Genomic DNA, 12,562 nt, shown 5'->3' with positions numbered 1-12,562 from the left:
CATATTTGAGTGCTTTCTCCAACATTTCTTTGCTTTCAGATATCTCCACTTGGAACGGACGACTCATAACTTTTCCTTTCCCCTTACACTTATGCTAATTTAGCGCACCTTCATTCAGAATTGGTATAAGGTAAAGATTATTATCTAATTATTGCCCAGGTTTGAGCGTGGTTATGCTTTCTTGCGATTTGTTGGGTAGCCACGCATATCTTGTCTCTAGCCGCAGACCTCAAGTTATACAAACCTTCTATCTGAGGCAGAATGTTACCTCATAATTCAGAATTTGTATATAAATTTTTAAAAAGCTTTACAAAGTTTATTATTCAGGTTACATTCAGTTACATAGCCAAGCGCTCACATTTCTGTTTGAAGTGTGAATGCGAAGTCCTGGGTGCGCACTTTTATAGATTTAACAAGCACCTTTGCTGTAAAGCGATAGACTTTTTAACCGTAAGTTAGGAAGCTTGAGCTTGCCATGGCTTAAAGCCAAACATCCTAAATCAAAGCAATTACTAATACTGGAGTTTCGACAATGACTTATACAATTGAGTCCGCTCAAAATATATTTTCTAGCACTCAAATCCCTAGTCAGATTCCAGCTATCATTGCCCTATTCGATCAATTGAGCGTAGACGATCGCCTAGCATTGCTGTGGTACGCTTACACCGAAATGGGTAAAACCATTACTCCCGCCGCTCCTGGAGCCGCTCGGCTGCAATTTGCCGAACGGATGCTTCAAGACATTCGGCAAATGTCCAACGAAGCTCAAATGCAAGTAATGCGCGAACTTGCTCAACGCGCCGATACACCTCTTAGCCGTACCTATGGATTCTTTAGCGTCAATACCAAGTTAGCTTTTTGGTACGAACTAGGAGAATTGATGAAGCAAGGGCTAGTCACACCTGTACCCACAGGCTATCAAATGTCTTCAGGGGTACAAATAGTGCTAGATACTATCAAAAAACTTGATGCCGGACAGCAAATTACCGTCCTTCGCAATACAGTAGTAGACATGGGTTTTGATACAGAACGCGCCTCTAGCAGCGAACCACGAGCCGCCGAACCCATGTTTGAACGCAATGCTCCTGCGCCTACCAAAATTGAAATTGCTGGCATTAACGAGCCTGCGGTATCGAGCTACGTTGCAGCAATGAACGCTGACGACTTTAAGAGCGCTGTAGAGTTATTTACAACCGATGGGGCATTGCAGCCACCATTCCAAAAGCCTATTGTGGGACGTGAGGCGATCGCCAAATATATGCGTGACGAAGCCCAAGGACTCAATATGATGCCCCAACAAGGGATATGTGAAAAAACACCAGATGGCTCTAAGCAAGTCAAAGTCACGGGTGTAGTTCAAACTCCTTGGTTTGGTGTCAATGTCGGGATGAATATTTCTTGGCGGTTTTTAATCAATCCTGAAGACAAAATTTTCTTTGTCGCGATTGATATGTTGGCTTCTCCTCAAGAATTGCTCAACTTGCGCCCTACTAAGTAAGATTAAGGTCGGAGACTCCGCGCGGAGTCTCCGATTATTTTTGGATTTGCTCTCGTATTTTTTGCCGAAACTCTATAACAGCATCTATTGGTTCGGGCGAGATTACATAATTGGCTAATAAACTTAAATCTAGTTGCGGCAAAAATCTACTTCTAACTGCGACTTGATAATTTTCGTTATCTAAGCAATATAAAGAAAAACTATTATTTTCCCAAAACCAAACTTCCGGGACTTGCAAACCTCTATAAACCTCTAACGAATTAATCCCGCCACTGCTAACAACAACCTCAATGGCAATATCTGGGATTGGTTTTTCGCAATTGATGCAATAACATTCATCTGGTTCAATACCTCTAGCTACTGTTTCTTGACGAAAAGTTGTGGAACCTAAATCATGAAAACGGGTGTGTGTCTCCTCAAAGTAAACGTCTAGCAGCCTGCCTATATTAGTTTTAATAAATTCATGGCGACGGCTGGGCGACATTATTTCTAAAACTCCCTCTAAGTAAGCAATTCTCAAATAAGAATTATCTCTTAAGTCAGCTAGTAAGCTTTCATACATCTGCCAGCTAATATCGTTGATAATTAATAGCTGCTCGGAATCAATAGCTTGTCGCTGCAAATTGTCGAGTTTTTCGGCAATAGATAGCATATTTCCTACCTGCTGAAAAAGAGATGCGATCGCATTACTTATACTTGAGTTTTAAAGGCTTTGCTATTAGTAGCCGAGCGATCTCGCTCCCCCCCTAGCCCCCCTTGGTCACTTCGACAAGCTCAGTGACCAAGGGGGAAAATATTAAAGTCCCCCTTTTAGAGGGGATTTCTAGTATTGAAAATTACAAGCCATATAACAAATTAGCCATTTGTACCGCGAAGCTCGTCTATTTTTGCTTTAACTAGCTGAATATCTTGCCACATCAACCATTTAGGACTTCCTTGTTCGCGAGAGGCGTTTCGTAGTAAATAGGCTGGGTGCAATATTGGCATACACAAACGCCCTTCCCACTCAATCCAAGTACCGCGAATTTTGGTTATTCCGGTTTTATTTCCTGTTAATCCTTTTACCGCCGTTGCTCCCGTCAATAGAATAACTTTTGGATCTACTAACCGAATTTGCTCTAGTATATAGGGCTTGCAAGCAGCTATTTCTTCTGTAGTCGGGACGCGGTTGCTGGGCGGACGGCATTTGATAATATTGCATACATAAGCATCTTCTTTAGCACTTAAGCCCACCGAAGCCAAGATTTTGTCTAGCAATTGTCCTGCTTTACCGACAAAAGGCAACCCAGTTTCATCTTCATTTTGCCCTGGTGCTTCGCCGACAATCATAATCGGCGCTTTTAAGTCGCCTTTTCCTACCACCGCATGATTGCGAGTTTCACCTAAAGGACAGCGATAACAATGGTTGCAGTGCTGCGCCAATTCCGTCATGTTGTCATAAGTACCGGGAAGAATGGGAATTTTAGCATCAGTAGGGATCAAATCTGGTTGAACTACTGCTGGCGCTGCTATGTTGTCAAAAAGGCTGAGTTGTTCTTCGCTATTCATGGAGATTGATTTACTTGCGTCAGCGCGCGATCGCATCCTACTCTGGTTTGTTTTAATTTTAAACTTATTGCGCCTCCCACACTCACTACATCGAAATATGTCAAAAGTAGCGATTTTAGCTACCTTTGACCAAAAATCAGTCAATATCAAAGGTAAGTCCGCTACATTTATTTAGGCGCACTTATGTCACCGCCACTTTTTCGCGATCGCACTGATGCCGGAATTCAGTTAGCCAGTGCGATTCATACTACTATTACCCAGCTATCGGCAGAGACAATTTTGCCGCCCCAAGTCGTGTATGCCTTGCCACGAGGCGGCTTGCCCGTTGCTTTACCTGTAGCCCGCCGCCTACAATGCCCAATGAGTGCGATCGTTGCTAAAAAAATTACTCATCCCAAAAACCCCGAACTCGCTATTGGTGCGGTAACTGCCCAGGGAAATGTTTTGTGGGAGCAAAGCCGAACACCGCGAAAACCCGCTCAGAGACAAGCTGTATTCGATACCGCTCTTGCTACTGCCAAAGCGCAAGACGCTCAATTTAGCTCTGCTTGCCCTGATGTTAATTTGACAGGTGCGATCGCAATTGTTGTTGATGATGGCATTGCTACCGGGCTGACTATGGCTGTCGCCGCCCAAGCTCTAAAAATGTACCAACCCGCAGCAATTTGGCTGTGTGCGCCCGTTGCTCCTGCTTCTTTGCTGCCTTGGCTGCAAACTTGGGGCGATATTTTAGTTATCCTCAACACGCCTGAACCCTTTTTTAGTGTCAGCAATTTTTACCAGTACTTTGAGCAAGTCCCCACGGATGACGCTATTGCTTGCTTGGATCGACAAAACGAGTGGTTGGAGCGTCAAAATTAATAAAAACTTTACAAGCGACCTGTTTTATGCCATAGCAATTTTTAGGTAAAAAATGCTATGGTGAATTGCAAGTACAAAGAAGGTCATCTGTTTGCTACAGATTAACCAGATGCAGGGTGCAACTTTTTTTAGGCTCTACAGTTTGAAAGAGGGGTACTGCCAATGGTTAATTTTTTCCGAGCTTGAAGTGAAGCCAGGTCATTAACAAACAGTTGCTATTAAATCATAACACCAGTGATAGAAAAAAGAAGAACTCGCGATTTACCCCAAATAAACGAACGTATCCGCTTCCCGCAAATTCGAGTAATCGACAGTGACGGGGCGCAACTAGGAATTATTACGCCTCTTGAGGCGATGACCATCGCCGAAGAACGAGGGCTAGATTTAGTATTACTAAGCGACAAAGCTGAACCGCCAGTTTGCCGAATTATGGACTACGGCAAATATAAGTTTGAACAAGAAAAGAAAGCGCGAGAGGCGAGGAAAAAGCAACACACCGCCGACGTTAAAGAAGTAAAAATGCGCTACAAAATTGAGGAGCATGATTACAAAGTGCGGATAAATCAAGCCGAGCGTTTTCTCAAAGACGGCGACAAAGTAAAAGCAACGGTCATGTTTCGCGGTCGAGAAATTCAGCACAGTGACTTAGCCGAAACGTTGCTAAAGCGCATGGCAACAGATTTACAGCCTTTTGGAGAAGTGCAACAAGCACCCAAAAAAGAAGGGCGCAATATGATGATGCTAATTTCTCCAAAGAAATAGAGTAATCCCGACAATTAGTAAAGAGACGCTTGCAAAAACGTCTCTTTATTTTATGGAAAAAATTAGCCTTTTTGGTAGCCTTCGACGGTGAAGCCTGCGGCGACAATTGCTTGCTTGATAGTTTCTTCCGAGGCGGCAGATTCTACAGTAACAGTTTTGGCTTGAACATCTACATCAATTTTGGCATCTGGTTCCATCGTATGGATAGAGTCAGTAATTGTTTCGCCACAGCCAGCACACATGATATCGGGAACTTTGAGTTTGAGCGCCATATTAGAACTAATGGTATATTTCAGGCTTTAATTTTAAGGCTTAGAGGTGCAAAGTCTCATTACCCCACAGTCGGATAGTCAAAAATAGACTTCGCGCTTATGTCGCCATTGTAAAATATCTATATATTATGCAAACCAATTAAATTATTATGGCTACTAATCTCCAATACCTAAGCGGTAATGAAATTCGGACAAAATTCCTTAATTTCTATGCTGACAAGCAGCATCAAATTTTACCTAGTGCCTCTCTAGTCCCCGAAGATCCTACCGTACTGCTAACGATCGCGGGGATGCTGCCATTTAAGCCAATTTTCTTAGGACAAAGGCAATCGGAGTACAAACGGGCGACTACTTCTCAAAAGTGTATCCGTACCAATGATATTGAAAATGTGGGACGCACGGCAAGGCATCACACCTTTTTTGAGATGTTGGGTAACTTTAGCTTTGGCGACTATTTTAAAGAACAAGCGATCGCCTGGGGATGGGAATTATCAACGCAGGTATTTGGACTAAAACCAGAAAACTTAGTTGTCAGCGTATTTGAAGATGATGATGAAGCTTTTGCGATTTGGCGCGACAAAATCGGCGTTGTGGAAGCCCGAATCAAGTGCATGGGTGAAGATGATAACTTTTGGGTATCTGGTCCTACAGGTCCTTGCGGTCCTTGTTCGGAGATATACTACGACTTTCACCCCGAACGCGGCGATGAAAATATCGATTTAGAAGACGATACGCGGTTTATTGAGTTCTACAACCTGGTATTTATGCAGTACAACCGGGATGTAGAAGGCAATTTGACACCATTGCAAAATAAAAATATTGATACGGGGATGGGGCTTGAAAGGATGGCGCAAATCCTCCAGCAAGTCCCAAATAACTACGAAACTGACTTAATTAAACCTATTGTTAAAACTGCGGCAGAAATTGCGGGGATTGATTACGCCCAAAGTCATGAGCAAACTAAAATATCTCTTAAAGTAATTGGCGATCATATCCGCGCTGTAGTTCATATGATCTCTGATGGAATCACTGCTTCTAACGTTGGACGGGGTTATATATTGCGCCGCTTGATTCGTCGAGTAGTACGTCACGGACGACTCCTTGGGATACAAGGAGAATTTACGACTCAAGTAGCCGAAAGTGCGATCGCACTTTCGGAAGATGCTTACCCAAGTGTCCGCACTAAAGCCACTGTAATTACGAACGAACTGCAACGGGAAGAAGCTAATTTTCTCAAAACCCTAACTAAAGGCGAAAAATTATTAGCCGACATATTAGCCAAGTCGCCGACAGAAATTTCTGGTAAAGATGCCTTTATTCTCTACGATACGCACGGATTTCCCTTAGAACTTACTCAAGAAATTGCCGCCGAACACGGGATAAAAGTCGATGTAGAAGGCTTTGAGGAGGAAATGGAAATTCAAATTGGCACTTCTAAGGGAGCGCATGAAACTATTGATTTAACTGCAAATTCTCTCAATCAGCTAGCATCGGGAATTAATGCAACTCAGTTTCTTGGCTATACTCAGCCTTCAACTCCTGCTCAAGTTATGACACTAATTGCTAATGGACAGCAACTAGAAGCCGCCGAAGCCGGAAGTGATGTACAAGTATTGCTAGATCAAACGCCATTTTATGCCGAATCGGGGGGACAAATAGGCGATCGCGGTTACTTGTCTGGTGATACTGTAGTTGTGGCTATTAACGACGTTAAACAGCAATCGGGTATCTACATTCATTACGGACGCATCGAACGGGGTACGTTACACGTAGGCGATCCATTAACCGCCCAAATCGATCGCGCTTGTCGTCTGCGCGCCCAAGCAAATCATACTGCTACTCACTTATTGCAAGCTGCTTTAAAAAAGATTGTCGATCCCTCTATTTCTCAAGCGGGTTCTTTAGTTGCTTTTGATAGACTGCGTTTTGACTTTAATTGTCCGCGTCCAGTTACTCCCGATGAGTTGCAGCAAATAGAAGCACAAGTAAATACCTGGATAGCCGAAGCCCATCATGCAGATATAGAAATAATGCCCATAGCAGAGGCTAAAGCCAAGGGTGCGATCGCTATGTTTGGGGAAAAGTACGGCGATGTGGTGCGAGTAATTGATTTTCCGGGCGTATCGATGGAATTATGCGGCGGTACTCACGTGCGAAATACAGCAGAAATCGGCGTATTTAAAATAGTTTCCGAAACCGGGATTTCGTCGGGAATCAGGAGAATTGAAGCTGTCGCCGGGGCGGCGGTATTGGATTACTTAAACGTCCGCGATAAAGTAGTTAGAGAATTGAGCGGCTTCTTTAAGGTAAAACCGGAAGAATTGCCGGAACGAGTAACAGTTTTACAAACGGAACTAAGAACCGCCCAAAAGCAACTAGAATCGCTGAAAGCCGAACTTACCTTACATAAATCTGAAACTTTGCTAACTGAAGCACAAACCATTGGCGATTACAAAATTATAGTTGCTCAAATTGGCGAAGTCGAGCCAGATTCGCTCAAAATTGCGGCGGAAAGGTTGCTACAAAAAATCGGCAAAGGTGCAGTAGTATTGGGTTCTGTTCCCGAAGCAGACAAAGTTAGCTTAGTTGCAGCTTTTAGTCTTGATGTAAATAAAAAAGGCTTGCAAGCAGGTAAATTTGTCGGAGAAATCGCTAAAATTTGTGGCGGTGGCGGTGGCGGAAGACCCAACTTAGCGCAAGCTGGAGGAAGGGACGCTAGTAAATTGCCAGAAGCACTAGAATACGCCCGTACTCAGTTAAAAGCTACGCTAAGTCAGCCATGAACGTAATTTACTTAATTTTACTGGGACTTGGAATAAGTATTATTTGGCTAGGTTTAAAAACCAAAGATGAAATTTATCGGCTTGGTGCGGTAATTGGGGGCGCAATTTTTCTAGTTTGGGGTTTTGCTTTGACTCCCTCCCAATTCCAAGTGGTTTTTGAAGCGGTCGCCCTTATAGCTGTATTTCCGGTTTGTATGCGTTGTTTAAAGGAGTAAGGCAATGGTTACACAAATACAATCTACCAATCAAACTGAGATAGTTTATCCAGATTGCGACGGCGAACCAATGTCAGATAATACCAAGCAATTTCGCTGGATAGTGACTATTAAAGAAGGGTTGGAATGGCTGTTTAAAGACGATGAAAATGTCTTTGTCGCCGGAGACTTGCTGTGGTATCCCGTCGAAGGCGATAACGTCACCCGCGCCGCACCAGACGCTATGGTAATTATGGGTAGACCAAAAGGGGACAGAGGTTCTTACCAACAATGGAAAGAAGGAAATATTGCGCCACAGGTTGTATTTGAAGTTCGTTCGCCTGGAAACACGCAAACAGGACTAGATAAAAAGCTAGTATTTTACGATCGCTATGGCGTGGAAGAATATTATTTATACGATCCCGATAAAGGCGATTTAAGCGGCTGGTTGCGAAATGGAGAGCGATTAGACGTAATCGACCAAATGCTAGATTGGGTTAGCCCTAGATTGGGGATTAGATTTAATATGTTGGGGACAGAATTGCAAATTTATCGACCAGACGGCGAAAAATTTGCTACCTATGTAGAGTTGGCAACTTCTAGAGAGCAAGAAAAACTTGCCAAAGAACAAGCGCAGCAGCAATTAGAACAGTCGCAGCAGGAGTTAGAACAAGAAAAAGTGCGATCGCACTGGTTAGCCGCTAAACTCCGAGAATTAGGCATTAATCCTGACTAATAGTAGTAAACACCGAGGAAATTATGGGTAGATTAAATCCTTACACGCTCCAGCTGCAGATTACCCGAATGTTTGAACAAGGGCAATCATTATTTGCAACTACAAAGGTGCAAGATTGGCTTACTGAGCGCAATCACAACCCAGCAGATTATGACATCAAGTTTATCCAAAAACCCGCCCCACCAGGCTCTAAAGAGGTAATGGTAGTGGAAATTCAACTAAGTCGCCGTGATGGACAACCCGTCGATCCTTGGTTGCAAGAACAAGCAAATCTTCACGCTTGATATTAACAAGCTAATTAGTATGGTTGGTGAAAAATCTTCTAAGGAAGCCCAAAACAGCGTTAATTCTCACTGGTACAAACGAATATTTGCTTGGTTAATGGCAAATGGAACGGTAGAGTATGAAAAAAAGATACGCGATCGCAAACAAGCTTTATTTACAGACTTGCACGGCACTATATTAGAAATTGGCGCAGGTACAGGCGCTAACGCCTCCTACTATCCAACCGATATTAAATGGATTGGCGTTGAACCTAATCCATTTATGCACTCTTATCTGCAAAAAACCGCCGAAAAAGTAGGCTTAAACGTTGAAATTCAAACAAACTCCGCCGAACAGCTAGAGGCGCAAGATAATAGTATCGATACTGTTGTCAGTACCTTGGTTTTGTGTTCTGTACCAAATTTAGATAAGACGTTACAGGAAGTGTTGAGAGTGCTGAAACCAGGAGGAAGATTTTTATTTATCGAACACGTTGCTGCACCAAAAGATACTTTTTTGCGCCAGGTACAAAATACAGTTAAACCAGTTTGGAATATAATCGGCGATGGTTGCAATCCCAATCGAGAAACTGGACTCGCGATCAAAAATGCTGGTTTTGCTAGTGTCGATTACCAAGATTTTCAAGCACCAGTTCCCATTGTTACACCACATATTATTGGCGTAGCAACCAAAGCGACTTAAAAAGACTTACTCATTTGCAACCCAACGATTGTTCCCCCTTCGTCATCACTACCAATTAAAGGAAACAAAATTAGTCCGTTAGACTGGCTCAATTCTAACTTGGCAATGCCATAACCAATTGCTGCACCAGCTAAAACTTCCGTCCAACGGTGGCGATTGAGATTTACCCGCGAATAAGCGATCGCACTTGCCCCTGCATACCAAAGCAACGTATATTTGGGCTGATACTCGCTCTGCATTGTCGCCATAGCAAAAGCTAACGTCGCATGACAGCTAGGAAAACTATCGCGCTCGTCGGAGTCAGGACGTTTGACATCGGTTACAACTTTTAATCCTTCGCATACAAGTAAGCTCGTACCGAGGGAATCTACCACCCTTAGAGACTGATTTTTACCATTTTTGCCATCTAAAAGCAAAGGTAAAACTACACCTGTTCCTAAGTAGATAATCGTACCTTCATCAGAAATAAATTGAGAAACATCTCGATCGAAAGAATCAGCTTTTGCAGTTGTAGCTATAGTTGTGCAACAAAGCACCGTAAGGGCGGGTACGAATTTTTTTGCCCAGGACATGAAAAACCTTTGTTAACTTGTATAGATGTAGCGCTTAAGTAGCGCGATCGCAAGCAAAAAATGTAATTATTCCCTATAAAGCTAATTGTCGCCCGTGCGTTCAATCTAAAATAGAAATATGACTACTTCTACTCCCGTTAAAACTCAATATGAAGCTGTTATTGGGTTAGAAACCCACTGTCAGCTAAAAACAAACACTAAGGTTTTTTGTAACTGTTCTACCGAATTTGGTACACCGCCAAATACAAATATTTGTCCTGTTTGTATGGGTTATCCTGGCGTACTACCTGTTTTAAACGAGCGCGTACTCGAATACGCCGTTAAAGCCGGACTTGCTTTAAATAGTCAAATTGCCCCTTATAGCAAATTCGACCGCAAACAATACTTTTACCCCGATTTACCCAAAAACTACCAAGTTTCTCAATTCGACTTGCCAATCGCCGAGCATGGCTATCTGGAGATTGAATTAGTGGATGCTGATGGTAGTCCGATTAGAAAAAAAATTGGGATTACTCGCTTGCATATGGAAGAAGATGCAGGCAAATTAGTACATGGAGGAAGCGGAGTCTTTTCGGGTTCTACCTACTCATTAGTAGACTTTAATCGTACTGGCGTACCTTTAGTTGAAATTGTTTCCGAGCCAGATATAACTTCAGGCGTAGAAGCGGCAGAATACGCCCAAGAATTGCGCCGAATATTACTATATTTGGGTGTCAGCGATGGCAATATGCAAGAAGGATCTCTGCGTTGCGATGTCAATATCTCCGTGCGTCCAGTGGCACAAAAAGAGTTTGGTACAAAAGTAGAAATCAAAAACATGAACTCGTTTAATGCCATTCAACGAGCCATTGAGTATGAAATCGAGCGCCAAACAAAGGCAATCGAAGCAGGGGAGCGGATTATTATGGAAACGAGGCTGTGGGAAGAAGGCAGCCAACGTACTATTAGTATGCGCGTCAAAGAAGGCTCTAGCGATTACCGCTACTTTCCCGAACCAGATTTAGCACCGATTGAAGTTCCCCAAGCCACTTTAGAAAAATGGCGCTCCGAATTACCCGAACTTCCTGCCTCCAAACGCCATCGTTACGAAAACGATTTGCAACTTTCTGCTTACGATGCGCGAGTATTGACTGATGAGCGAGCCGTTGCCGAATACTTTGAAAGCGCAATCGCTGCGGGTGCTAATGCTAAATTTGCTGCCAACTGGATTATGGGCGATATTGCGGGTTATCTTAATCAAAATAAACTCAGCATTACTGAAATTGCCCTCAAACCTACAACACTTGCCGAACTAATTAACTTAATTGAATCAGGGACAATTAGCGGCAAAATTGCTAAAGATATTTTGCCAGAATTGCTAACGAAAGGCGGTTCAGCCAAAGAATTAGTTGAAAGCAAAGGCTTGATTCAAATTTCTGATACAGGAGAATTGGAGGCAATTATTGAGCAGGTTGTTGCCGCAAATCCCAAGGAATTAGAGCAATATCGCAACGGTAAAACTAAGTTGATTGGGTTTTTTGTGGGACAAGTAATTAAACAAACCGGAGGACGCGCCGATCCAAAGGTAACTAATCAGTTGTTAGCTAAAAAGCTTAATGGTTAACGGAAATGTGCCGTAAGAGATCCCCCCAACCCCCCTTAAAAAAGGGGGAGAATATTTAGATTGCTTCTGTTTAAGGAGAAACTAAGTCATTAGCTACCAAAAAAGGACTTTTAAAGGATGATTTGAAAGTCTAAGGGTTAGCTTCTAGTATTTCTGCTCCTCCATTCATTCTCCCTAAAAACTCTTTTCCCCCTTTTTTAAGGGGAGGCAAAAAGCGGTGTAGCTCCGCTTCCCGCTTTATTGCCGTGGACTAGGGGGGATCTCCATATCCTGCATTTTTATTAACCTTACCTCTTAAAACATCTTCTAAAAGCATTAATTGCGATCGCCCCTATTTTTCATAGACAGAAAATCTAGGTAATAACTATAAGATTAAAAATGAATACAAAGTAAAGCTAACCAGCCTTAACCGGGGAAAATATAAACTCATGCGAACCAGCGAGGAAATTAAGGCAGAAATAGAGCAAAAGTTTGGTTTTTTTCCGCCGTTTTTTAGCCCAGCGCTGCAAAACCCACAGGTATTGGAAAATCTCTGGCAACAAACGCTAATTGCTTACCTGAGCAACCCTTTATCGGCAGTATTTAAAGAAAAGCTGGCGGCATATCTTTCACGTTTTTGCTCGGTTCCCTACTGCATGGTTAGGGCAACCGCATAAAAAATATAGCGTAGGCTAGGGTAAAGTAAAGCAAGTAGAAACAGAGTTAATGAGTCAGACAATTGATGCAAGCATACTGACCCATTTTGCCAGCCGAGAAGAAATACGTGA

14 protein-coding genes are annotated in these 12,562 nt (G+C 42.9%); 10 read left to right on the top strand and 4 right to left on the bottom strand.

The genetic code is table 11. The annotated features are described in order from the left end of the window. Positions 1–532: 532 nt before the first annotated feature. Complete coding sequence (locus AC2VE5_RS20765) at positions 533–1,498, top strand: orange carotenoid protein N-terminal domain-containing protein (protein WP_486889584.1); 966 nt, start codon at positions 533–535, stop codon at positions 1,496–1,498. A 34-nt stretch (positions 1,499–1,532) separates the two neighbouring features. On the opposite strand, the gene AC2VE5_RS20760 is transcribed toward AC2VE5_RS20765, so the two are convergent. Beyond that, entirely contained in the window at positions 1,533–2,150 is a 618-nt protein-coding gene (locus AC2VE5_RS20760) for a Uma2 family endonuclease (RefSeq protein ID WP_486889583.1), read from the bottom strand. 203 nt (positions 2,151–2,353) lie between these two features. Then, positions 2,354–3,046 (bottom strand): uracil-DNA glycosylase, encoded by a 693-nt coding sequence (locus AC2VE5_RS20755; RefSeq protein WP_486889582.1) that lies wholly within the window; start codon positions 3,044–3,046, stop codon positions 2,354–2,356. 183 nt (positions 3,047–3,229) lie between these two features. On the opposite strand from AC2VE5_RS20755, the gene AC2VE5_RS20750 reads away from it, so the two are divergent. Together AC2VE5_RS20750 and infC are read left to right on the top strand one after the other, a co-directional pair. Next, on the top strand, positions 3,230–3,907 hold the full coding sequence (locus AC2VE5_RS20750) for a phosphoribosyltransferase (protein ID WP_486889581.1): 678 nt from the start codon (positions 3,230–3,232) through the stop codon (positions 3,905–3,907). Positions 3,908–4,132: 225 nt separating this feature from the next. Continuing rightward, positions 4,133–4,669, top strand: coding sequence for a translation initiation factor IF-3 (infC, locus tag AC2VE5_RS20745; protein WP_486889585.1), 537 nt, complete (start codon positions 4,133–4,135; stop codon positions 4,667–4,669). 62 nt (positions 4,670–4,731) lie between these two features. On the opposite strand, the gene AC2VE5_RS20740 is transcribed toward infC, so the two are convergent. Next, a complete protein-coding gene (locus AC2VE5_RS20740) occupies positions 4,732–4,941 on the bottom strand; it encodes a heavy-metal-associated domain-containing protein (protein WP_486889580.1) in 210 nt (69 codons plus the stop codon). 149 nt (positions 4,942–5,090) lie between these two features. On the opposite strand from AC2VE5_RS20740, the gene alaS reads away from it, so the two are divergent. The 5 genes from alaS to AC2VE5_RS20715 are packed head-to-tail and all read left to right on the top strand — an operon-like array spanning position 5,091 to position 9,620. Beyond that, positions 5,091–7,724 (top strand): alanine--tRNA ligase, encoded by a 2,634-nt coding sequence (gene alaS / locus AC2VE5_RS20735; RefSeq protein ID WP_486889579.1) that lies wholly within the window; start codon positions 5,091–5,093, stop codon positions 7,722–7,724. Further along, positions 7,721–7,939: a hypothetical protein gene (locus AC2VE5_RS20730; protein WP_486889577.1), complete on the top strand. Its 219-nt coding sequence runs from the start codon at positions 7,721–7,723 to the stop codon at positions 7,937–7,939. The genes alaS and AC2VE5_RS20730 overlap by 4 nt, the downstream gene beginning before the upstream one ends. 4 nt (positions 7,940–7,943) lie before the next feature. Continuing rightward, positions 7,944–8,654 carry a Uma2 family endonuclease gene (locus AC2VE5_RS20725; RefSeq protein ID WP_486889576.1) on the top strand — a complete coding sequence of 237 codons (711 nt, stop codon included), beginning with the start codon at positions 7,944–7,946 and terminating at the stop codon, positions 8,652–8,654. Positions 8,655–8,677: 23 nt separating this feature from the next. Further along, complete coding sequence (locus AC2VE5_RS20720) at positions 8,678–8,938, top strand: hypothetical protein (protein WP_486889575.1); 261 nt, start codon at positions 8,678–8,680, stop codon at positions 8,936–8,938. Positions 8,939–8,957: 19 nt separating this feature from the next. Next, positions 8,958–9,620 carry a class I SAM-dependent methyltransferase gene (locus AC2VE5_RS20715; protein ID WP_486889574.1) on the top strand — a complete coding sequence of 221 codons (663 nt, stop codon included), beginning with the start codon at positions 8,958–8,960 and terminating at the stop codon, positions 9,618–9,620. Here AC2VE5_RS20715 and AC2VE5_RS20710 read toward each other — a convergent pair. Continuing rightward, a complete protein-coding gene (locus AC2VE5_RS20710) occupies positions 9,617–10,192 on the bottom strand; it encodes a phosphatase PAP2 family protein (RefSeq protein WP_486889573.1) in 576 nt (191 codons plus the stop codon). The genes AC2VE5_RS20715 and AC2VE5_RS20710 overlap by 4 nt on opposite strands. Positions 10,193–10,310: 118 nt before the next feature. On the opposite strand from AC2VE5_RS20710, the gene gatB reads away from it, so the two are divergent. Continuing rightward, positions 10,311–11,795 (top strand): Asp-tRNA(Asn)/Glu-tRNA(Gln) amidotransferase subunit GatB, encoded by a 1,485-nt coding sequence (gene gatB, locus AC2VE5_RS20705; protein ID WP_486889572.1) that lies wholly within the window; start codon positions 10,311–10,313, stop codon positions 11,793–11,795. Between the two features lie 428 nt (positions 11,796–12,223). Further along, complete coding sequence (locus AC2VE5_RS20700) at positions 12,224–12,451, top strand: hypothetical protein (protein WP_486889571.1); 228 nt, start codon at positions 12,224–12,226, stop codon at positions 12,449–12,451. Positions 12,452–12,562 lie beyond the last annotated feature (111 nt).

It is taken from the genome of Aliterella sp. E5.1 (assembly GCF_057473825.1).
The sequence above is the reverse complement of the archived record's forward strand: the minus strand, read 5'-3'. Positions and strand labels throughout refer to the sequence as shown.

What these genes read in the sequence shown, in the direction of transcription:
- AC2VE5_RS20765 (WP_486889584.1), top strand. Translation starts at nt 533, where the DNA reads ATGACTTATACAATTGAGTCCGCTCAAAATATATTTTCTAGCACTCAA.
- AC2VE5_RS20760 (WP_486889583.1), bottom strand. Translation starts at nt 2,150, where the DNA reads ATGCTATCTATTGCCGAAAAACTCGACAATTTGCAGCGACAAGCTATT.
- AC2VE5_RS20755 (WP_486889582.1), bottom strand. Translation starts at nt 3,046, where the DNA reads ATGAATAGCGAAGAACAACTCAGCCTTTTTGACAACATAGCAGCGCCA.
- AC2VE5_RS20750 (WP_486889581.1), top strand. Translation starts at nt 3,230, where the DNA reads ATGTCACCGCCACTTTTTCGCGATCGCACTGATGCCGGAATTCAGTTA.
- AC2VE5_RS20740 (WP_486889580.1), bottom strand. Translation starts at nt 4,941, where the DNA reads ATGGCGCTCAAACTCAAAGTTCCCGATATCATGTGTGCTGGCTGTGGC.
- alaS (WP_486889579.1), top strand. Translation starts at nt 5,091, where the DNA reads ATGGCTACTAATCTCCAATACCTAAGCGGTAATGAAATTCGGACAAAA.
- AC2VE5_RS20730 (WP_486889577.1), top strand. Translation starts at nt 7,721, where the DNA reads ATGAACGTAATTTACTTAATTTTACTGGGACTTGGAATAAGTATTATT.
- AC2VE5_RS20725 (WP_486889576.1), top strand. Translation starts at nt 7,944, where the DNA reads ATGGTTACACAAATACAATCTACCAATCAAACTGAGATAGTTTATCCA.
- AC2VE5_RS20720 (WP_486889575.1), top strand. Translation starts at nt 8,678, where the DNA reads ATGGGTAGATTAAATCCTTACACGCTCCAGCTGCAGATTACCCGAATG.
- AC2VE5_RS20715 (WP_486889574.1), top strand. Translation starts at nt 8,958, where the DNA reads ATGGTTGGTGAAAAATCTTCTAAGGAAGCCCAAAACAGCGTTAATTCT.
- AC2VE5_RS20710 (WP_486889573.1), bottom strand. Translation starts at nt 10,192, where the DNA reads ATGTCCTGGGCAAAAAAATTCGTACCCGCCCTTACGGTGCTTTGTTGC.
- gatB (WP_486889572.1), top strand. Translation starts at nt 10,311, where the DNA reads ATGACTACTTCTACTCCCGTTAAAACTCAATATGAAGCTGTTATTGGG.
- AC2VE5_RS20700 (WP_486889571.1), top strand. Translation starts at nt 12,224, where the DNA reads ATGCGAACCAGCGAGGAAATTAAGGCAGAAATAGAGCAAAAGTTTGGT.